Below are 21,025 nucleotides of genomic sequence, written 5' to 3' on the forward strand. Positions count from 1 at the left end.
AATCCCCCTTTGATATCTTTTTGATACAAGATACCTATTACATACTATATTATAAATAGAGGGGAGTTTCCAATACTATACCATGCAGGAAGGGTGTACAGTCAATCTGACGGTCCGATACCTCTCAAAGAAGTGGATGCTCTTAATCATCCTTGAGCTGTACAAAGGCGAAGCCTACACCCGCCGGTTTTCCGAGCTGCGGACCTCCCTGGATGGAATCACCCCGAAGGTCCTCTCTGAGCGGCTGAGGGAGCTTGAGGAAGAGGGGCTCCTCACCCGCCGTATTGATACCAGCGTCTTTCCGGTCCGCTCAGAGTACTGCCTGACCGAGAGCGGCCTTGAGATCGTTGATCTGATCCGTGATATTAAACGCTGGGCACTCAAATGGAAGATCGATAACATCCCCTGCGGTGAGCAGGACTGCAAGAAATGCATCCTTTAAGTGGTGAACCATGAAGCGACAGATCATCAGTATTAATGAAGAGCTCTGCACCGGGTGCGGCGAATGTATCCCCGACTGCCCGGAAGGGGCGATACAGATCATTGACGGAAAGGCACGGCTGGTCAGCGACCTCTTCTGCGACGGACTCGGTGCCTGCATCGGGACCTGTCCTGAAGGAGCGATCTCGGTTATCGAACGGGAGGCCGAGCCATATGACGAATGGGCTGTGATGCGAACCATCGTCCCGAAGGGGGAGGGGGTCATCAGGGCTCATCTTGCGCACCTTGATGAACATGATCAGATGGACCTCTATGAACAGGCGATAGCCTATCTCCAGGAGCATGACATTCCGGTTCCCTATCATGAGAGGGGGCCGCAGGAGTGCCAGTGCTCTCATGGTGTCTGTCCGGGAACGGCATCCCGGAGCATCAGCCGGGACGATACGGGAACGCCAGGAATGAAGGAGGTACATTCAGAGCTCCGGCAGTGGCCGGTCCAGCTCCGGCTTATCAACCCGGCCGCACCCTGTTTTGATGATGCCGATCTCCTCATCTCGGCAGACTGCGTTCCGTATGCGTATGGAAATTTCCATGCAGGGCTCCTCAAGGATAAGGTCGTGGTCAACCTCTGCCCGAAACTGGATACTGACCTTGAGGGGTATATTCAGATTCTCGTTGAGATCTTCACCCTCCATACGATCCGATCACTAACCATTGCCCATATGGAGGTACCCTGCTGCAGTGCCGTTCATTATATCGTCGAACGTGCTCTCGAAGAGGCGGGAGTTGCAATCCCGATAAAGAATGTCGTGATCACCGTGAATGGCGAGATTCGCTCATAATTTTTTTAAAAAAAAAGTTTTTTTATGTCCCGACATTCCAGGAGGCCATATACTCCTCCTGCTCGGGGGTGAGGGTGTCGATGGTGCAGCCGAGGGATGCGAGTTTGATCCGTGCGATCTCCTCATCCATTGCCGTCGGTACATCATGGACACCCGGGGCGAGGCTCTTTCCATGTTTGACCATGTATTCTGTTGAGAGTGCCTGGACTGCAAAGGAGAGATCCATCACCTCAATCGGGTGGCCCATCCCCTTTGGAACGGCGAGGTTCACAAGCCGTCCTTCTGCAAGGACGTGAATCTTCCGGTCCCCGAAGGTGTACGAGTCGATCCCGTCCCGGCGGCCGATCTCATCTGCGTTTGCATCAAGCCATGCGACATCAATCTCGACATTGAAGTGTCCTGCATTGCAGAGGATTGCACCATCACGCATCAGGGCAAACTCCGGCTCTTTCAGGATGCCGACATTCCCGGTTGTGGTGACGAAGAGTTCACCGATGGGTGCCGCCTCCCTGATCGTCATCACATCAAAACCGTCGAAGTGCGCCTGGAGGGCACGGCGGGGATCGATCTCGGTGACGATGACCCGTGCACCGAGTGCCCGTGCCTTCGTTGCAAGACCCCGGCCGCAGTACCCGTATCCGGCGACGACGAGATGTTTTCCTGCGATCAGGTTGTTGGTCGTTGCCATAATGGCAGTGAGCGCACTCTCGCCGGTGCCGTGGACATTGTCGAAGAAGTGCTTCATCGGGGTGTCGTTGACGGCAACCACCGGGAATTCGAGCTTTCCTTCTCCCGCCATCGACTTCAGCCGGTGGATCCCGGTCGTCGTCTCTTCACAGCCTCCGAGGACCCCGGGGAGGATGTCACGCCTGCCTGTATGGATATGGTGGATGAGATCCATCCCGTCATCGATGGTGATCGACGGTCGGGCATCAAGGACCTTGTCGATTGCGGCATAATACTCTTCATGTGAGCAGGCACGCTTCGCATAACAATGAATGTTCCCATCATTGAGTGCCTCTGCCACATCGTCCTGGGTCGAGAGCGGGTTGCAGCCGGTGATATGCACCTCTGCACCTCCTGCTGCAAGTGTCCGGGTGAGGACCGCGGTCTTCGCCTCGACATGGAGTGCCATCCCGATGACGATCCCTTTCAATGGCTGTTCTCTGATAAAACGCTCCCGGATCTCCCTGAGAACCGGCATATACTGTTCCGCCCAGCGGATCTTTTCTTCACCTGTATGCATTGTTTATCCCTGTCTGTATGAACTTCTCTTTATTCTGTTATCTTCCTTCTCTTTTCCTGTGGGAACTGCTTTTTGATTATTCCTTCCGGAGACGGGCAACGAAGAGTGCCCAGCCGATCTTCTTCTCATAGCCCTTCTCGACCCAGAACCGGAGTCCCTCAAGGGCAGCGTCGATGATCCCAGCGGGAGCCCCTTTCTCGTTGATGAGTGTATCCCGTTTCCTCTCCACGATATCATGGACCTCCTGGTAGGATCGGGCCAGGTTGCCGCTCCCCAGATCCTGGATCTCAAGGATCTCAAAGCCTGCTTCTCTCAGCTTCTCTTTATAAAGGTCGTGTGTGGCAATATTCGATGTCCTCACCCTGGCATAGACCCGTTCAGCCTCTTCACGGCTGAGGGTCTCCATCTCAAGGATGTCAGAGAAGACGAAGGTACCACCCGGTTTCAGGACACGTGCACACTCCCTGACGAGCTTTCCCTTATCCGGGCTGTGGAGCATCGCATCCTGGCTGACCAGGATATCAAACTCATCATCTGCGAAAGGCATGTTGTTGTAGTCCCCATCGACGACAGTGATCCTCCCGTCCAGACCCTCTTGTGCGTTCTTCATCCGGGCGTACGCATTCTCTTTCTCTGAAAGATTCAGCCCGAAGACCTTTTTGCAGTCAGTATTTTTGGCTATATACCGTGGAAGACCGCAAAACCCGCTTCCGACATCGAGGATGACCGTCTGTGGGGTTATGGAGAGCCTCCCCACCAGATTCTCGTTTGCCTTGATTGCTGCTTCAAAGAAGTCATCGGTCTCATCAAAGATACCGAGATGGTGGTTCTCTCCACCCCAGCATTCTTTATACATCTCGTGAATTGCGCCATCGTAGAACTGTTGGGTGACTTCGATATATTCTTCTGATGTCATCAGATACCTCCAAATTGATTCTATTCTCTTTGTCTCATCGGATCAGCCGGTGGAATGACCGGAAAAAAAGGGGTTAGTTATCTCCAATCCATCCATGGACTGTTGCCTGGTTGGCATTGATCCATGCCTGAGCGGCTTCCTCTGCCGGAGTTCCGGATTCGATATCGGTCATGACAGATGCGATATCATCAGCGGTCCACTGGAAGCGTTCAAGGATTCCGTACGCCTCGGGATCATCCTCTCGAAGATCCATACGGGCAAGGGTGACGATGTCGTCAAACTCTCCGTACTCCTTCCGTGGGTCGTCGAGGAACTTCAGATCGAAGCGTCCGAACTTCCAGTGCGGGCTCCATCCCGTCACTGCAACCCATTTCTCATTGTTGATGGAGGATCTGAGTTCGGCAGCCATGCCGGCACTGCTGCTTGCGACAAGTTTGTAATCGAGATCATAGCCTTCGATGGCATTCTCGGTCATCGTCATGACACCTGCCCCCGGCTCGACACCGATGATCCGGTGATCAAATTTGTCGGCGACAGTGTTCATCTCCTCGATGGAGTCGATGGTGACATAGGCGGGGACGACGATCCCATGCCGCCCTGATCCCTCGATATTTGCATTGACATAATCGATTCTGTCACCATACTCTTCCCAGAAGTGCTGATGAATATGCGGGAGCCATGCATTCGTGGTGAAGTCGACATCACCGCTTGCAAGTGCTGCATAGAGCGGTCCTGCATCGACGGCGATGATCTCAACATCATATCCGGCCTGCGTAAAGACCTCCTCAATGATATGGGTGCTGGCGATAGCACAGTCCCATGTGACATATCCTATTGAGATCTCTTTTCTTGGTTCTGCTTCGTCACCCATGCATCCAGCGATGAGGATGCCTGAGAGGATGAGAAGGCCCATACATACCGGGATACCAAACCTCTTCAAAATCATAATGAAACTCCGTTCACCCCGGTTATCCGGTGATGAACAAAAGGCCATATCAGACCGATACCAGTTTAGATACCCCTTATTCAAAGTATTTATTGGGTACCTTTATATCAAATGAGGTTTTTCGGGGTGTATTTCTCAAACAATGACCAAAATAGAGGATTTCTTCTGGCCTGATCTCTCTCTTCCCTCATGAAAGCTATGCAGAATGGCACCCCCTTCTGAATATGGCGTGGGATAACCGCTCTCTTCCGGATATATAGGATATAGGTGCTTCTTCTTCCAGTAGCGACTGGAATACTCCTTTGAAACGGCTGCGCGAGTCGTTCTGATGAGAAAAAAAGTGATTTTTCAGTGTTTGTTATGGATCCCTTTGATCAGGATCATCGGTGTGCCGGCATCTGCGGAACCACTGACGAGGTCGGCAAGGCTTGCCAGAACGTCCTTCATATTCCGGGGTGTCGTCCCTTCACATTCGATACAGTGGATCTCCCGTGCACGTTTGTACTCTTCCTCAAGGAGTTTTGTTATCTCTTCTTCTGATCTCCCCTCGGCATGGAACATATCAACCAGGTACTTCATCTTGAATCCCTCACGGAGGCTGTCGCCGATCCCCGGGGTGGCGCCGAAGGTGGTAATCGGGTCGGCGAGTTCGTAGATGCCGCTACTTGGATCTTTATATGCTCCATCACCGTAGACGATAATCTCAAGATGCTTGCCGGTCTTCTTCAGGATCGCATCCTGAAGGGTGCAGGCGAAGAGATCGGCGAGATGCGGGGCCAACTTCAGCCTCTCCTCCGAGGACATGTTACTCCCGAGGAGTCCCCATTCGGAACCTGGTAATGAGGTCCCCTTGCTGCAGATATCCTGAAGGGTGCAGCAGTTGGGTATGAGAGCAGAGAGTGCTGCCCTTGTCTTCTCCCGTGTATGAATGTCGGCAGCGATGACGCCATCAGGAGTGAAGTCTGCGATCCGTGTCGGATCATTGCAGAGGAAGACGGTCGGTGTGGCTCCTGCCTCCCGGATGATCGACTCATACAGGCCGATGTAGTTGACCCCGGTCAGCGGGTGGGTGAACTCCCGTGGAAGGTCGCCGGACCTGATCAGGCCTCCATGCTTCTCCCCAAGCTCTATTGCCACATCTGCCGGGATTATCTGGTTCCCTACCTCATCGTCCGGGAAGGAGAGCTGGACGATCACCTCACCGTGTGGGACCGCCCGGGCAATGCTCTTTAATATGGGGGAGAACCGGTTGCGGCTCGCGATGGGGAAGACCACGCCAATCCTGCTCTCCGGGGTGAGGGAGAGGAGGCTTCGGATCTCTGCTGCGACATCGTCGATGTTGACAAAATTATTCTGGGCACGGGCAACGATCGATTCGGTGATGGCAAGGACATCACAGTCCTCAAGCATCCCGTCTGCATCCATTCTTGTGATATCCGCAAGGATCATCTCCTGCAGATCTGTTCCCGGCACGATAACCCCCATTTTGATGCCGAATGCACAGGGTCCGATATAGTCTGGTAATTGAAACATCTGATTCCCTCTCTATTAAATCTGGTATTCTATCGGAGATAAGCTATGATGATCGCTGGCTGGAGGAAGGTTCCTCCAGCCGCACTCCGCCTCTCAAAAGGTCTTCAGTTCGCCTTTGATGACCTTCTCGGTGATACTGGTGATGTTTGCCAGCCTCTCATTGACGATCTCCTCAACATCACGGGAGAGTGCGGCAAAGTCAGCCTCCTTCTCCGGGATGATCTGAACGCCGGCGACAAGGGGCTGGTCGATGGGCTTTCCGATCTGGGAGAGGAGACGGACGTACATCTCGGTGATCCCGTCGACCTTCATGCAGGCCTCCTGTGCGATCTCGGTGGCGAGGAGATTGTAAATCTTCCCGATATGGTTGATCGGGTTCTTCCCGCTTGCAGCCTCCATGCTCATCGGCCGGTTCGGGGTGATGAGCCCGTTGATCCGGTTGCCACGCCCGACGGAGCCGTCATCCCCCATCTCTGCGGAGGTGCCGTTTACGGTGAGGAAGATGCTGTTATTTTTGATGTCATCGGCAGTGTTTACGGCAACCTCGACCTTCCTGCCGGTGTGCTTCCGGGCAACTGCCTTGAGCTCCTCCTGCATGAGGGCGGTCATGTTGACATAGTCGTCCATGGATGAGCAGTACCGGTCCACCATTGCCGAGGCGATGGTGAAGGTCATCTGGTCGCCGTTTCGGAGTCCCATGATCTTGATGTCATAGCCGATCATCGGATGCTTTGGGCGAAGCGTATCAGCGATCTCCTGGTTCATGGCGAGGATAATCTGTTCGACCTCGGAGAAGGGGGCATGTCCGACACCAAACGAGGTGTCATTGGCACGCGGGATCGGGCTGGCTCCTGATGGCTTGAAGACATCCCGGAGATCGGTTGAACCATCCCCCATCCTGCAGTCCACAATGATGTCCCGGTCCATGTTCAGGGTCGGGAGGGTCTCTGCAATATACTTCCGTGCTGCCTCGACAGAGATTGCATCGGTCGGGATGACATGGCCTTCAAACTGTTTGGTTGCCCTGCCTGTCAGGAGGAGATAGATCGGCCGGACGATCTTTCCGCCGCCAAACGAGGGGATGGAGGCACCTGCAACGACCTCGCCCTGATCGGTGTTATGGTGGAGGACACCGTCGCAGCGGTCTTCGTACTCCTGGCAGAGTGCCCGGCTGACCGCTTCGGCGACGCCATCGGCGATGCTGTCGGGGTGGCCGATACACTTGCGCTCGACGAGTTCGATCTGCTGCTCTTCAATCGGTGTCTGGTCCAGGGATACAACATTGATGGTGCGTTTCATAAAAAGCCTCATTTGTGGGTCATCTTGTACTGAATACTGGGAAAATGACCTTTATTCTACTATTACCCCGCCGAGTGACAAATAGCTTCTGCCTTACTCCCCGAGATCCGGGATATGGTACAAAAGCAGTCTGGGAGCTTGTCGTGCAATCTGTTGGAGTACCTCCTTGTATGGAGGCTATGTCCTTCGTATTGGCTCTCTTTTTAGGAATCAGAGGTTATATATCCCGTATTGTAGCAGATTCCACAGCATTGTCCGTCTGTACCTTCATTCATTACAGGCAGGTGCGCAGGTTCTTTGACCCCTTCTGCTCTTCCTCGCATATTCCTGCATCTGGATCGACCAAGAAGGGGGCTACCGGTCCCTGGCTATGATGAACGAGAGCTTCTCACCATCGGGTATCGTAAGGATGAGATGGTGTGCATAGGCCGCTGCGAGGAGGGAGCCGATGGTATTTGCAAGCATATCCAGGGCCGTGTCAATATACCCGTGATTATAGGATGATTGAAAGATGCTGTCGATGAACAACTCGCCGATCTCCCAGACGGCACCAAGGAGGAAGACGAGGATGATGATCCCAAGGTAGATCCCCGGAGGGCGTACCCCGACTCCCCGGAGACTGAGGATGCAGAATACAGTGAAGATGATCAGCCCGAGTGCAAATCCTGAAGCGAGGTGGGCTATCTTGTCATACCATGGAGCATATATCCAGTAGTACCGGGCGATTCCCCCGGCACTGTGGATGAGGAGTGCCAGTCCAACAGCTCCCTTTGTGCCGGTGGGGAGATCTATCGAGAGATACCATTCAATACCAAATGGAAGGATGATGAGAGCAATGGTGAGGAGGACGAAGAGAACCCTGAGCATATCCTGATGAAGGTATGCCTGTATGAGATATCCGATGAGGATGATCTGGATCAGGATGACTGCTGCGGATTCAATTGCTTTTATTTTCATTAAAAAGCACGTGATTAGGTCTATTGGATCTATTTTATAATTATCGGTCGGGGTGAAGAGGGATACAAGCAGTTATGGTGCACCGGGCAGAATAGTGGATGATGGCCGCACCGATCCGCTATCCCGCCTCCACGTTTGATATCTTCAATGTCTCATTCGAGCGTTTCTTTGATCCGGCGATGCACAGGATTGTTGTCTTTGATGGCGCCCTCGATGCCGGGGTTCTCCGGGAGGCGACGATGCTGCTGATCGGATCGAATCCGTACCTTGGAGCACGGTTTGCTGAGGATGGCGATCTCCCGGTCTGGGAGGCAATCCCCGAGGATGCCTGGGCGATGGCATTCTCGGTTGTGACCGGGGCCGGGGATGGACCCCTCCCCCGCCCCCCGCCACCCATCGATCCCCGGAAGGGACCGCAGGTGCTGGTGAGGCTGTACCGCAGGGGGGATGGCGATACCCTTTCTGTCACCTGCCACCATGGGTTCTGTGATGCCGGTGGGCTTGGGATCGTCACCCGGCAGCTTCTTTCAATCTACCGGAATCTGATGAAAGATCCGGCATACCGGCCCCCCAGGCTTGATTCCTATGACCGGGGGATGGATCAGATCCTCGATCTCTACACGGAGGATGAACGGCGGCAGGCACTCCGGGATGAGGAGCCCTTCATCGACCGGTGGGGCTTTCCGTATGCATACACCGGCAGAGGGGAGCCGAAGATCGCATACCGGAGATTTTCACAAGAACGGCTCGATGCTGTGAAGGCGTTTGGACGGAAGCATGGGGCAACGGTAAATGATATCCTCATCGGCTGTTACTTCCTGGCTCTCAAAAAGATACGGGCCGATTTGTGTGATCATGGCGAACCTCGGTCGATCATGAGCTCTGCCGATCTCCGGCGGCACCACTGCATGGATACCGGCGATCTCCCAAGGAATTCGTCGGTATCCTTTCAGATCACGCTTTCTCTCGATGAGGGTGCGGGGCTTGCGGATATCATCGGCGAGGTGACGGCGGTGATGGCCCGGAAGAAGCAGCGGGATCTCGGCCTTGCCTGCATCCTCTTCTATGAGACGCTTCTGGAGGGGGGGATGCCTGCTGTGGAAGAGTTCTTTGATGCGATCGCCCGGGGCCATGCCGAGGAGGGGCTGAAGAACCCGGTCTTCTCAAATCTGGGTATTATTGATCCTGATGATCTCACCGGGGGAGAAGATCTCCTCCCGGAGATCCGGGATGTCCAGACCCTCCCCTGCGTCTGCTGGCCGTATGGGTTTCTCCTCGTCGCCTCCACCTTCAGGGGGAGGCTGACGCTGATGACGGGATATGAGGAGGGGCCCTATGCGACGGAGACGGTGGAGCGGTTCCTCGGATGTATGGATGCGTATCTGCCGGGATAGGAGGGGGGCTCTTCTCATTCCGGAAAGCTCTTTCTTCTCCTGCATCTTATGGTGCGATCATCTGAATACGAGAGGATACCATGCAGCAGCTGACAACCATCGCCCGCCCCGTCGATCCCTCGTATCCGACGAACCGGGCGATCATCATCCTGATACTCCTGGTCTTCGCCGGAGGCTCAGGTGTGTATCTGTACCTGGGATCCGCTCCGTCTGAATCGTTCATCTCGGGGCTGGTCGCAGCAGTCGTCGTCTTTCTTGCATGGGCCATCGCCAGGGAGCTCGACCCTGACCCGGAGTATGCCGCCTTTCTTCCGGCTGCGATATCCATCCCTCTCCTTGTCTTCATTCCGGTCCATGGCCTCCTTGCACCACTCTTCCTCCTCCTCCTTCTCCGGGTGGTGAACCGGACGACCGGTCTGCCGGCTGGAGTCCTCGATTCTGCCGCCATCCTCCTCCTCTCCGGATGGCTGGTCTCTGCCGGGGTATGGATTGCGGGACCGGCAGCGGCTGCTGCATTCCTCCTTGACTGGCGGTTGCGGAGCGGCAACCCCCGGCAGATCTGGTTTGCGGCCGGGACGCTCCTTGTGATGCTGTCTATTCTGATGAGGGGCGGGGGGGGTCTCGCCGGGGCGGATCTGCCTGCCACTTCGTCGGGCTTTCTCCTGCTCCTCGCCGCCCCCCTTCTCTTTGGTATCGTCATCCTCAGGGGGGCTTCGATCCGTTCCCGGGATGATCGGGGGCATGGGGTACTTGATGAGATGCGGGTGCAGACGGCCAGGGTCCTCGGCCTCACGGTTGTTCTGGTCTCGGTTGCCGCCGGTGCGATGAACCTCGTCTTCCCGGCATGGGCTGCGCTGGTGGGCCTTGGGATATATGGCGCTATCCGGTGGGTGGTACCATAGCCCGGTTTCCGGGGTGAGAAAAGAGGTGGCGTCTCTGGCAGCCGCCACCGAAGGGATGCAGTTTATGGGTGGGAGAGGGGTATGTGGTATGGAATGGGGGTGTTGATCAGCCCTGCTTATACTCGCAGTACTGGCAGAGGGGGCAGGGATAGATCTTCTCATCCGCAGACTCAAGGTTAATCGACTTTCCACACTTCTTGCAGACGTATCTGCCTGGTCCTGGCTGGTCGCCACACGTTACTGTCATAATGAATAGTTCGGATGTTTACGAATATATATTTTGTGGATGGATGTACGGGGTCTCTTCGACGATAGACGAGCATTCCGGGGTGGGCGGCAAATGGTGGTCCGGCATTCCCATGATAAACTATAAAGCCGGTTCCGATGCTCTTCTTATCATGAAGCAGGAGGTACGGTCCGGCTCGGAACCGGGTATCAGCGTGTCAGCCATCGTCGATCTTGTCAGGATCGGGAGGCCGCAGTTCCTTGTCGCCGGTTTCTTCCTCTTCCTGCTCGGCGCCCTCTTTTCTCTCTCCACAGGGGGTATCTTCAGCCCCGAGCGGTTCCTCTGGGGGTATGCCGTCGTTGCGGCCGCCCATCTCAGTGTCAGTTATAGTAATGAGTATTATGACCGCTCATCCGATGATCCGGCTGTCCGCTCTCCGGTCTCCGGGGGGACCGGAATCCTCCCGGTGCGGCCGCATCTGGCAGGGTATGCCCTTGGAGCCGCCATCCTCCTCTCGGGTGCATCGTTCCTCCTCGCCATCGGGTTTGTCACCGCCTTCTCCTGGAATCCCCTCTTCATCCCGTTTGTTCTTGGGGGGATATTCCTCTCCTGGGCCTACTCGGCCCCGCCCCTCCGGTTTTGCAGCCGGGGCCTTGGGGAGGTGGCAACCCTGCTGGCATTCGGCTTCTTCCTCCCCGCAAGCGGGTATTTCGTCATGGCAGGGACGATCAGCGGCGGTTTTCTCCTCTTCTCGATCCCGCTCCTCTTCCTCGGCCTCTTCTTCATCCTCAGTGTCGAGCTCCCGGACCGGGAGGTTGATCTCCGGTCAGGGAAGCGCAATATTGTGACACGGTTTGGGAGACGGAGGGCACGCCAGATCATCGCCGGAGCGGGGGCGGCGGCGTCTCTGTGCTACCTGGGATATGCCCTGGCAGGCGGGGTGTCGGTCTCCTTCCCGGCCGGGTGGTTCCTCATCCCCGCCCTCCTTCCGCTTGCCGCCGGGATCGCCGGGCTGATCTCATCCACGGAGGAGCGGGCGGCGGTCGGCAGGGAGGCAGGGATGAATCTCGGTGCGTTGGTTGTCTGTATCCTCGGGGGGTGCCTGATTTTGATTGGTATGTAAGGGGTGTATCGCCACCGGAGGGGGCGAAATGATGATCGGAAGATAGATGTTGATGAAGTACAACGGAAACCATATCGCATCCCGGCTCTGGGTCGCTGCCGATGAGATGCATACTCATTCCAGGCTGGATCTCCGGCTCGAATAGACAGTTTTCTCCCTGGTCAATCATTGTCTCTACACTGTCGAGACAATCAGGGTGGGGGTCGTTGACCTCCTATTCAGGGGAAAACCGAGTATATCTCTTCCCTGCTTTTTACCCGGTGAAAGATTATGCGGCCGTCATCGGTCAGTTCAAAGCCGATCTTGTAACTGCCAATGCGAATCCTGAAATACCCCGGCATACCTCTCATCCGGCTGATGTCGAAGTCAGAAAAGATGTCATCAGAATCCGGAATTTTCTCAAAAAACTATCTCTTCAATACATTTTTGAAAAAGGTTCTGAATTCTTGACAGATCCTTCAGAAATGTCTTTTTATAGAAACAATCTGGCATTTCAGGCAGATTCCTTTAGTTTTCTGTAATATTTCAGAGCCTGGTTGCGATCCAGAGGTTCTTCTTCATCAGATTCGTGGATGTATTTTTCAAGCCCATAATCCTCAATAATCGATTCAATCTTTTCGAATGTTGAGATATCGATCACCACGCTGACGGCCTTGTTATCCTCTGAAACGATATACTGGCGTTTTATCTCTAACATAATCCTGACCTCATTACCCATATGCCCCATTATACTATAAAGTCTCTATGTCTCATAATTTGATTCTGATTCAGGGGTATTCTCTATTGATACAGACAGGGACCGCATAAGATGATGATTTCCCTTTTGAGAGCATATAACGATACATTGGCATTTGGGAACGGGTTCGGTAAAGACCTTCGGGGCTTGAGCGATCCTGAAGATGGAATGAGAAATAAAAGTCTTTATCGTTCTTGCTGAGAGAGTAATCATTCAGACGAGATATGCGGGGATATGGCAGATCCCGTTGCCGATTACCCATCTCACCACTCAGCCTTATAACACAGACAGGTAGCAACTCCATGAACAACAACGGAAACCATATCGAATCCCGGCTCTGGGCAGCAGCCGATGAGCTGCGTGCCAACTCCAAGCTGAAATCATCCGAATACTCTGTCCCGGTTCTCGGGCTCGTCTTCCTCCGGTATGCTGATCACCGGTTCCAGGCGGCGGCAGCGAGGATTGAAGGCGGGGGGAGCGGGAGGCGAAAGATCGGCCCTGATGATTATAAGGCAGAGGGTGTCCTGTACCTGCCGGAGAAGGCCCGGTTCTCACAGCTGATGATGATCACGGAGGGCTCGCATATCGGAGAAGCGATCAACGAGGCGATGCGGGCAATCGAGGCCGAGAACCCGGATCTGAAGGATGTCCTCCCCAAGACCTACAATCGCTTCGAGAATGCCCTTCTGAAGGAACTCCTTAAGACGATGAACTCGGTGCCGATGGATATCGAGGGGGATGCCTTCGGCAGGATCTATGAGTACTTCCTCGGCAACTTCGCACGTGCCGAAGGGCAGAAGGGAGGGGAGTTCTTCACCCCGCTCGCCCTCGTCCGGCTGATCGTCGCCATCATCGAGCCGTTCCACGGAAGAATCTATGATCCCGCCTGTGGATCCGGGGGCATGTTTGTCCAGAGCGCCCGGTTCGTCGAGGAGCACCGGAAGAATCCGGGCTCCGAGCTGAGTGTCTTTGGCCAGGAGAAGGTCGGCGAGACCGTCCGGCTCGGGAAGATGAACCTCGCCGTTCACGGTCTTTCAGGCGATATCCGGGAGGGGAACGCCTACTATGAGGATCTCCACAACGCACCCGGCAGGTTCGACTTCGTGATGGCAAATCCCCCCTTCAATGTGGACCGGGTTGATAAGGAGCGGCTGAAGGATGATCCCCGGTTCCCCTTCGGCCTTCCGAGGGTGGATAACGGCAATTACCTCTGGATACAGATCTTCTACAGTGCCTTACATGAGAACGGGCGGGCGGGCTTTGTGATGGCGAACTCGGCATCTGACGCCCGCAGTTCTGAATGCGATATCCGGCGGCAGATCATCGCCGACCGTGCCGTCGATGTGATGGTCGCCGTCGGCTCGAACTTCTTCTATACCGTCACCCTCCCCTGCACCCTCTGGTTCTTTGACAAGGCAAAGCGGAAGACCGATCGGGCCGACCAGATCCTCTTCATCGATGCACGCCATATCTACACCCAGGTGGACCGTGCCCACCGGGACTGGACACCCGCCCAGATCGAGTTCCTCGCAAATATCGCCCGTCTCTACCGGGGCGAGGCGGCAGAGAACCTCCACGAAAGTGCGGAGCTGATGGCTGAGCACTTCCCGGAGAACACCTACATCGATATCCCCGGTCTCTGCAAAGTGGCGACGATCGACGAGGTGGAGGCACAGGGCTTCAGCCTCAATCCTGGCCGGTATGTGGGGGTGAAGGCACGGGAGGAGGATGACTTCGACTTCAGGGAGCGGCTCGAGGAGCTGAACGAGGAGCTGGAGTTGTTGAATCTGGAGGCGAGGGAGCTTGAGGAGCGGATCGCGGAGAATGTGGGGAAGTTGTTGGAGGGGGAGTGATGAGGAAGGAGGAGATCGTTTCAGTAACGAATGAACCTGATTCCCCACCTATAGAAATCGCTCTTCTGCAAGAACTGCGCATCTTAATCGAAGAGACACGTAAAGGCGTTTCTATTGCGGTCAATGCCTCCCTGACGCTACTCTACTGGCGGGTTGGCAGACATATCAATGAAGAGGTATTTACTGGTGAAAGAGCCAGATACGGCGAACAGATTGTCTCTACACTGTCGAGACAATTGGAAATTTCATATTTAAGGGAATTCATCATCTTCAAAGAACCTCTTCAATGCAATTCCAGCATCGGGAATTGCAGGCTTGATGGGTTGAATGTTAGCGCTCTCTGGACGAAGGTAGCATGTATGCTACACAAAAGCACGATTCCTTTGGAAAAATCAGAAGATAATAAGTCGGTCAATTTTATTGTTTACAATTATTTTTTCAAGGAGAGAACTAATGTCCTTTAAAAATGATTGGAAAAAAACCAAACTAAATGATGTGATCAGTACACAGAAAGGATTTGCTTTCAAAAGTTCTTGGTATTGTGATGAGGGGCGCCCTATTGTTAAAGTAAGTGACTTCACAGATGACTCAATTAATGCAAATAAGATTACAAATATTCCCAATGACATAGCAGAAAAATATCTTCGATATGAGTTGCAAGAGGGCGACGTAGTAATACAAACAGTTGGATCATGGCCAAATAATCCAGCATCGGTTGTTGGGAAATGTATTCGTGTTCCGTACTCTGTTCATAATTCACTGCTGAATCAAAATGCAGTCCGACTTGATCCAAAGGAGATTATTTGCAAATCTTTTCTATATTACTTATTGAGGTCTCCCATTTTTCGTTTTTATATTGTAGGTACCGCACAAGGAGCTGCAAGCCAAGCTGCAATCACTCTTGATTCAATTCGGAACTATGAGTTTGAACTACCTCCCCTCCCCACCCAGCGAAAGATCGCCGCCATCCTCTCCGCCTATGATGATCTCATCGAGAACAACACCCGGCGCATCAAAATCCTCGAGGAGATGGCGCAGAACCTCTACCGCGAGTGGTTCGTCAAATTCCGCTTCCCCGGCCACGAGCACGCCCGGTTTGTGGACTCGCCTCTGGGGCGGATTCCGGAGGGGTGGGAGGTGAAGACGGTTGATGAGTTAAGTGATTTTATCTCAAGAGGTATTACCCCGAAGTATCAAAATAAAAGCGACCGTTACATAATCAATCAAAAATCTAATGCGGGTAATGAGATTAAAGTTGAATACCTTAAGGAATTAAATATTAATCTTAACATTCCAGAAAAAAAATTGGCTCGAACAGGAGATCTTTTAATTAATTGCCTTGGTGAAGGAACAATCGGGAGAGTTCATTTTTTTTTGCATCCAGATAATAAATGGGCCGTTGATCAACATATGTCAATATGTCGTTCTTCAAACGTAGCTAATATGGCTTTTCTTTATTACTTGATGAATTCACCTGAAGGGCAAGCAAAAATCCAGTCTCTAAAATCCGGAGGGACTAATATGACAACTTTTAATATATCCGAATTAAAAAAATTTGATTTGATATTTCCTGAAGGTACAATATTAAATAAATTTTATAAATACGTGATTGGTTTTTTAAATTTTAAACTCACTTTACAAAGAAAAAATACCACCCTCCGCACCACCCGCGATCTCCTCCTCCCCAGGCTCATCTCCGGTGAGGTGGATGTCTCCGATCTGAATATCACAATCCCCGAGGCTGCCATGACATGACCACCCCCGCCGATCTCACCATCCTTCTCCAGGAGGGCGAAGGCGTCACGCTCGAGTACAAGGAGCGAGTGAACGACTCCTTCGCCCGTGAGCTGGTCGCATTTGCCAACACCGCCGGGGGGCGTATCCTCCTTGGGGTGCGGGATGACGGGACCGTCAGGGGTATTCCCGACAGAAACGATCTCCGTGCCAGAATTCAGGATATCGCACGGAAATGCGATCCCCCGGTAAAGGTTCTGCTTGAGCGGATCGGCGAGGTGACCGTGGTGACCGTCCGGGAGAGTGCAGAGAAGCCGGTCCAGTGCAGTGACGGCTTCTTCTGGCGGCTTGGGGCGGTCTCGCAGAAGCTCTCCAGAAACGAGATCCGGGATCTCTTCCAGAAGGAGGGGGCGATCCGGTTCGATCACTCCGTCTGCACCCGGTTCTCCTATCCTGAGGACTTTGATACCGATAAATTCAGGAACTGGCTTGGAAAGAGCAGCATCTACCGGGACGGATCGGTCGAGGATATCCTCGTCAATATCGAGGCGGCAGAACGATCAGGGGGGAGGCTGCTCTTCAGGAACGCCGGTGTCCTCTTCTTTGCAAAAGAGCCCCGCCGGTTCTTCAACCAGGCATACATCACCTGCCTCCTCTTCAAAGGCACTGTCAAGGTCCATATCCTTGACCGGAAGGACTTCGACGGCGGCATCATCGCGGATATCGAGGATGCACTCCGGTTCATCGAACGGAACACACGGACCGCGTATAGGATCGAGAAGCTCCAGCGGGAGGATATCCCCGAGTACCCGATGGCTGCCCTCCGGGAGGCGATCACAAACGCCGTCATGCACCGGGACTGGTTCATCGAGGGGGCAAATGTCTTTGTGGAGATCTTCACTGACAGAATCGAGGTCTCAAGCCCCGGCGGGCTCCCGAAAGGGATGCTGGTTTCGGATCTCGGCCATAAGAGTGTCCGGAGAAACCCGCTCATCGCAGATCTCCTTCATCGGATAGCCTACATCGAAAAAGCCGGGACCGGGATCAAGCGGATGCGGGATGGTGCCACGGCTCTTGGCTATCCCGCGCCGGAGTTCAGTTCAGGGAGCTTCTTCTCCGCGATCTTCTATCCGATGCCGACTGCTGAGAAGGATGATGGCAGTGGAGAGACGAGCAGGCACCCCGCAAGTACCCCACAAGCACCCCACAAGTACCCCACAAGTACCCCACAAGTGATCAACCTGTTACGGTGTGCATTAGATGATGCTTCAGCATCTGAACTTCAAATCAAACTCAATTTTAATGACCGTGTCCACTTTCTCAAAGAATATCTACAACCCGCTCTTGAACAGGGTCTGATTGAACGAACAATCCCCGATAAACCACGCAGCCCAAAGCAGCGGTACCGCACCACCGCCGCCGGGCGTGCACTCATCAAAGCAGCTGAGGAGGAGGAGAGATGACCCCTGCCGGATATACAGAGAATGACCTCGTTGAGCAGCCCGCCATTGCAGTCTTCAGGGAGCTTGGCTGGGAGGCGATCAACGCCTATGACGAGTTTGATCACGGTGTCAGCACCCTTGGCAGGGAGACGAAATCCGAGGTCATCCTCAAGAGAAATCTGCGTGAAGCCCTGCTCCGGCTCAACCCGGATGCACCCATCGAGGCAATCCATGAAGCAATTGCGGATCTCACCCGTGACCGCTCCCGAATGAGCATGGCCGCCGCCAACCGGGAGATCTATCACCTCTTGAAGAATGGTATCCGGGTACCGGTTCCGGACCCGGATGGCGATGGCGAGACGATTGAGCTTCTGCGGATCATTGACTGGGAGAAGAGCAGAAACAACGACTACCTCCTCTGCTCCCAGTTCTGGGTCACCGGGGAGATGCACACCCGGCGGGCCGATCTCGTCGGCTTCGTCAATGGCATCCCATTCCTCATAATCGAGCTGAAAGCCGCCCACCGCAGGCTTGAGACGGGATTTTCCGGCAATATCCGGGATTACAAAGACACCATCCCCCGGCTCTTCCAGCCAAATGCGATGATCATCGTCTCAAACGGAAGCCAGAGCAGGGTGGGGAGCGTCACTGCGGGATGGGAACACTTTGCCGAATGGAAGAAGGTGGGGAGTGAGAAGGAGCCGGGGCGTATCTCGCTTGAGACGATGCTCCATGGGATCTGTGCACCGGACCGCCTCCTCGATATCGTCGAGAACTTCACCCTCTTCCAGGAGATCCCGGGGGGCCTCATCAAGCTGGTCGCAAAGAATCACCAGTACCTCGGTGTCAATAATGCAATCGACGCCCTCACCGATATCCGGGAGCGGGATGGAAAGCTCGGTGTCTTCTGGCATACCCAGGGGAGCGGCAAGAGCGTCTCGATGATCTTCTTTGCCCAGAAGGTCCTCCGGAGAGTTCCCGGCAACTGGACCTTTGTCATCGTCACCGACCGGCAGGAGCTTGATACCCAGATCTACAGGAACTTCGTATCGGCAGGGGTCGTCACGGAGAACAGGGCCCAGGCAGAGAACAGCCTCCATCTCCGGCAGCTGCTCACCGAGGATCACCGGTACGTCTTCACCCTCATTCACAAGTTCAGGACTGATAAAGGAGAGAGGCACCCGGTCCTCTCCAGACGGGGGGATATCATCGTCATCACCGACGAGGCGCACCGGAGCCAGTACGATACCCTTGCAATGAATATGCGGACCGCCCTTCCGAATGCCGCCTTCCTCGCCTTCACCGGCACCCCGCTGATCGCCACAGAAGAGAGGACCCGACAGGTCTTTGGTGAGTATATCAGCGTCTATGACTTCAAGCAGTCGGTGGATGATGGTGCAACCGTCCCGCTCTATTATGAGAACCGGATTCCGCAGCTCCAGCTGACGAACGAGAACCTGAATACGGATATGGCAGCACTCCTCGAAGATGCCGAGCTTGATGAGGCACAGGAGAAGAAGCTTGAGCGTGAGTTTGCACGGGAATATCACCTGATCACGCGGGATGACCGGCTTGAGGCAATTGCACGCGACCTCGTCGATCACTTCACCGGTCGGGGTTTCCGGGGCAAGGCGATGGTGATCGCAATCGACAAGGCGACCGCCATCAGGATGTATGAGAAGGTGAGGAGATACTGGGATACCAGGATCAGTGACCTTGTTGCAGAATCCACCGGGGCAGAGGGTGCTGACCGGCAGGAACTCCTCGATACCATCGCCTGGATGAGAGAGACGGATATGGCGGTCGTCGTCTCGCCGGGGCAGAACGAAATCGCGGAGATGGCGGAGAAAGGGCTTGATATCCGGCCCCATCGCAGGCGGATGGTCGAGGAGGATCTTGAGACTCGGTTCAAGCGGTCGGACGATCCCTTCCGGCTGGTCTTCGTCTGCGCAATGTGGATAACCGGCTTCGATGTCCCAAGCTGCTCCACCCTGTACCTCGACAAGCCGATGCAAAACCACACCCTGATGCAGACGATAGCACGGGCAAACCGGGTCTATCCCGGGAAGGTGAGCGGGCTAATCGTCGATTATGTCGGGGTCTTCAGGAATCTTGAGAAGGCGCTTGCCATCTATGGTGCAGGGGGGGAGGGCGATACTCCGGTGGAGGATAAATCCGCTCTCGTTACCGCACTTCAGCAGGCACTCTCCGAGACCCGGAGCCTCTGCGAGGAGCATGATGTCGATATCGATGCGATACAGGCTGCCGAAGGATTTGACCGCATCGCCCTGAAGGATCGTGCTGTTGAGGCCCTCCTTATCTCAGAAGATGTCAAACGCCGCTTCCTTGACTGTTCCAATACGACCCAGCGCCTGTACAAGGCGGTCCTCCCTGATCCGGAGGCGAGACGGTTTGCCGCCCAGGTCTCCCCGATCCGGTTCATCGCCGATGGTATCCGGTCGCTCATGCCGCCGGTTGATATCTCAAACGTGATGGACCAGGTCGGGGAGCTGCTTGACCGGTCGATAGCCACCGATGGCTACACCATACGGGAATCGGATCAGCGGTATGGAGAAGAGCAGCTCATTGACATCAGTGGGATCGATTTTGAAGAGCTCGCCCAAAAGTTCAGACAAGGCAAAAAAAGGACGATGAACGAGAGGCTGAAGGGAAGTGTCGCCCGAAAACTGATGGCGATGGTCCGGCTCAACCGCACCCGGATGGATTATCTCGAGCAGTTCCAGAAGATGATCGAAGAATATAATGCCGGGAAGCTGAGCGACGACGAATTCTTCCACCGCCTCGTCGCCTTCACAAAGAGCTTAAACGAGGAGGAGCAGCGGACCGTCAGCGAACAGCTCAATGAGGAGGAACTGGCGATCTTTGACCTCCTGACAAAACCGATGATCGAGCTCTCTGCCGCCGAGAGGAAGCGGGTGAAGGCAACCGCCCGGAAGCTCCTTGCCACCCTGAAGGAGGAGAAGCTGGTCCTTGACTGGCGCAAACGCCAGCAGACGCTCTCGGATGTCCGGCGGACAATTAATACCATGCTGGATGAGTGCCTGCCGGAGGTCTATACGACGGAGCTGTATGAGGAGAAGACGGTAGCGGTCTTTCAGCATGTGTATGATGTGTATTATGGGGGAGGGGAGAGTGTGTATGCGGGGTAGGGGGAGAATTTTTAATCCATTAAATAACCCAAGTTGCTCATCTCCTCTCGGCTTTTTTCTTTTTTAACTCCACATGCGAGAAGTCCCCTTGCGCAAGCTGGGGTATGAGAGCCGTCTACGAGCTCCCGCAACCTTTATGGTTCATCACACCTGACAGTAACTATGGACTACCGATTAGATAAGGGCGCCCATTCGGTCTATGCTTTGCACTACCATTTGGTGCAGTGTGTCAAGTACCGGAGAGGAGTCTTTGTCGATGATCGGT

Annotated in this window: 18 protein-coding genes and 1 pseudogene; 11 read left to right on the top strand and 8 right to left on the bottom strand. The window is 54.3% G+C overall.

Translation table 11 applies throughout. The features are described 5' to 3' along the window. The first annotated feature begins 82 nt into the window (after positions 1-82). Both J2T58_RS09030 and J2T58_RS09035 read left to right on the top strand, forming a co-directional pair. On the top strand, positions 83-442 hold the full coding sequence (locus tag J2T58_RS09030; protein WP_253489045.1) for a winged helix-turn-helix transcriptional regulator: 360 nt from the start codon (positions 83-85) through the stop codon (positions 440-442). 10 nt (positions 443-452) lie between these two features. Beyond that, complete coding sequence (locus J2T58_RS09035) at positions 453-1,283, top strand: ATP-binding protein (protein WP_253489048.1); 831 nt, start codon at positions 453-455, stop codon at positions 1,281-1,283. A 22-nt stretch (positions 1,284-1,305) separates the two neighbouring features. On the opposite strand, the gene J2T58_RS09040 is transcribed toward J2T58_RS09035, so the two are convergent. The 6 genes from J2T58_RS09040 to J2T58_RS09065 all read right to left on the bottom strand — a co-directional run bounded on the left by J2T58_RS09040 (position 1,306) and on the right by J2T58_RS09065 (position 8,180). Beyond that, positions 1,306-2,529, bottom strand: coding sequence for an adenosylhomocysteinase (locus J2T58_RS09040; RefSeq protein WP_253489051.1), 1,224 nt, complete (start codon positions 2,527-2,529; stop codon positions 1,306-1,308). A 76-nt stretch (positions 2,530-2,605) separates the two neighbouring features. Then, on the bottom strand, positions 2,606-3,445 hold the full coding sequence (locus J2T58_RS09045) for a class I SAM-dependent methyltransferase (RefSeq protein WP_253489053.1): 840 nt from the start codon (positions 3,443-3,445) through the stop codon (positions 2,606-2,608). A 73-nt stretch (positions 3,446-3,518) separates the two neighbouring features. Continuing rightward, complete coding sequence (locus J2T58_RS09050) at positions 3,519-4,391, bottom strand: glycine betaine ABC transporter substrate-binding protein (RefSeq protein ID WP_253489055.1); 873 nt, start codon at positions 4,389-4,391, stop codon at positions 3,519-3,521. Between the two features lie 348 nt (positions 4,392-4,739). After that, positions 4,740-5,924 (bottom strand): coenzyme F420-0:L-glutamate ligase, encoded by a 1,185-nt coding sequence (locus J2T58_RS09055; protein ID WP_253489057.1) that lies wholly within the window; start codon positions 5,922-5,924, stop codon positions 4,740-4,742. 93 nt (positions 5,925-6,017) lie between these two features. Further along, complete coding sequence (locus tag J2T58_RS09060) at positions 6,018-7,223, bottom strand: methionine adenosyltransferase (RefSeq protein ID WP_253489059.1); 1,206 nt, start codon at positions 7,221-7,223, stop codon at positions 6,018-6,020. A 354-nt stretch (positions 7,224-7,577) separates the two neighbouring features. Beyond that, on the bottom strand, positions 7,578-8,180 hold the full coding sequence (locus J2T58_RS09065) for a DUF2238 domain-containing protein (RefSeq protein ID WP_253489061.1): 603 nt from the start codon (positions 8,178-8,180) through the stop codon (positions 7,578-7,580). Positions 8,181-8,278: 98 nt separating this feature from the next. Here J2T58_RS09065 and J2T58_RS09070 point away from each other — a divergent pair, with 98 nt between their 5' ends. Together J2T58_RS09070 and J2T58_RS09075 are read left to right on the top strand one after the other, a co-directional pair. After that, positions 8,279-9,574 carry a condensation protein gene (locus tag J2T58_RS09070; protein ID WP_253489063.1) on the top strand — a complete coding sequence of 432 codons (1,296 nt, stop codon included), beginning with the start codon at positions 8,279-8,281 and terminating at the stop codon, positions 9,572-9,574. Between the two features lie 80 nt (positions 9,575-9,654). Then, positions 9,655-10,476, top strand: coding sequence for a hypothetical protein (locus tag J2T58_RS09075; RefSeq protein ID WP_253489066.1), 822 nt, complete (start codon positions 9,655-9,657; stop codon positions 10,474-10,476). A 106-nt stretch (positions 10,477-10,582) separates the two neighbouring features. Here the strand turns inward: J2T58_RS09075 and J2T58_RS09080 are convergent, their stop codons facing one another. Next, positions 10,583-10,723, bottom strand: coding sequence for a zinc ribbon-containing protein (locus J2T58_RS09080; protein ID WP_253489069.1), 141 nt, complete (start codon positions 10,721-10,723; stop codon positions 10,583-10,585). Positions 10,724-10,835: 112 nt separating this feature from the next. Here J2T58_RS09080 and J2T58_RS09085 point away from each other — a divergent pair, with 112 nt between their 5' ends. Beyond that, positions 10,836-11,825, top strand: a complete 990-nt coding sequence (locus tag J2T58_RS09085; RefSeq protein WP_253489072.1) for a prenyltransferase — start codon at positions 10,836-10,838, stop codon at positions 11,823-11,825. Between the two features lie 493 nt (positions 11,826-12,318). Here J2T58_RS09085 and J2T58_RS09090 read toward each other — a convergent pair whose 3' ends face one another. Beyond that, complete coding sequence (locus J2T58_RS09090) at positions 12,319-12,543, bottom strand: RelB antitoxin-like protein (RefSeq protein ID WP_253489074.1); 225 nt, start codon at positions 12,541-12,543, stop codon at positions 12,319-12,321. A gap of 320 nt (positions 12,544-12,863) precedes the next feature. Here J2T58_RS09090 and J2T58_RS09095 point away from each other — a divergent pair, with 320 nt between their 5' ends. The 6 genes and pseudogenes from J2T58_RS09095 to J2T58_RS09120 all read left to right on the top strand — a co-directional run. Beyond that, on the top strand, positions 12,864-14,414 hold the full coding sequence (locus tag J2T58_RS09095; protein WP_253489076.1) for a type I restriction-modification system subunit M: 1,551 nt from the start codon (positions 12,864-12,866) through the stop codon (positions 14,412-14,414). Then, positions 14,414-14,878 carry a DUF1016 N-terminal domain-containing protein gene (locus J2T58_RS09100; protein WP_253489078.1) on the top strand — a complete coding sequence of 155 codons (465 nt, stop codon included), beginning with the start codon at positions 14,414-14,416 and terminating at the stop codon, positions 14,876-14,878. The genes J2T58_RS09095 and J2T58_RS09100 overlap by 1 nt, the downstream gene beginning before the upstream one ends. Further along, a complete protein-coding gene (locus J2T58_RS09105) occupies positions 14,868-16,169 on the top strand; it encodes a restriction endonuclease subunit S (RefSeq protein WP_253489080.1) in 1,302 nt (433 codons plus the stop codon). The genes J2T58_RS09100 and J2T58_RS09105 overlap by 11 nt, the downstream gene beginning before the upstream one ends. Beyond that, positions 16,166-17,611, top strand: a complete 1,446-nt coding sequence (locus J2T58_RS09110; protein WP_253489082.1) for an ATP-binding protein — start codon at positions 16,166-16,168, stop codon at positions 17,609-17,611. The genes J2T58_RS09105 and J2T58_RS09110 overlap by 4 nt, the downstream gene beginning before the upstream one ends. Then, complete coding sequence (locus J2T58_RS09115) at positions 17,608-20,760, top strand: type I restriction endonuclease subunit R (RefSeq protein ID WP_253489084.1); 3,153 nt, start codon at positions 17,608-17,610, stop codon at positions 20,758-20,760. The genes J2T58_RS09110 and J2T58_RS09115 overlap by 4 nt, the downstream gene beginning before the upstream one ends. Positions 20,761-20,922: 162 nt before the next feature. Continuing rightward, positions 20,923-21,025, top strand: a pseudogene (locus J2T58_RS09120) (IS200/IS605 family transposase); the annotation flags it as partial.

This window comes from Methanocalculus alkaliphilus (assembly GCF_024170505.1).
In the GTDB taxonomy this organism is placed as follows: Archaea; Halobacteriota; Methanomicrobia; order Methanomicrobiales; family Methanocorpusculaceae; genus Methanocalculus; species Methanocalculus alkaliphilus.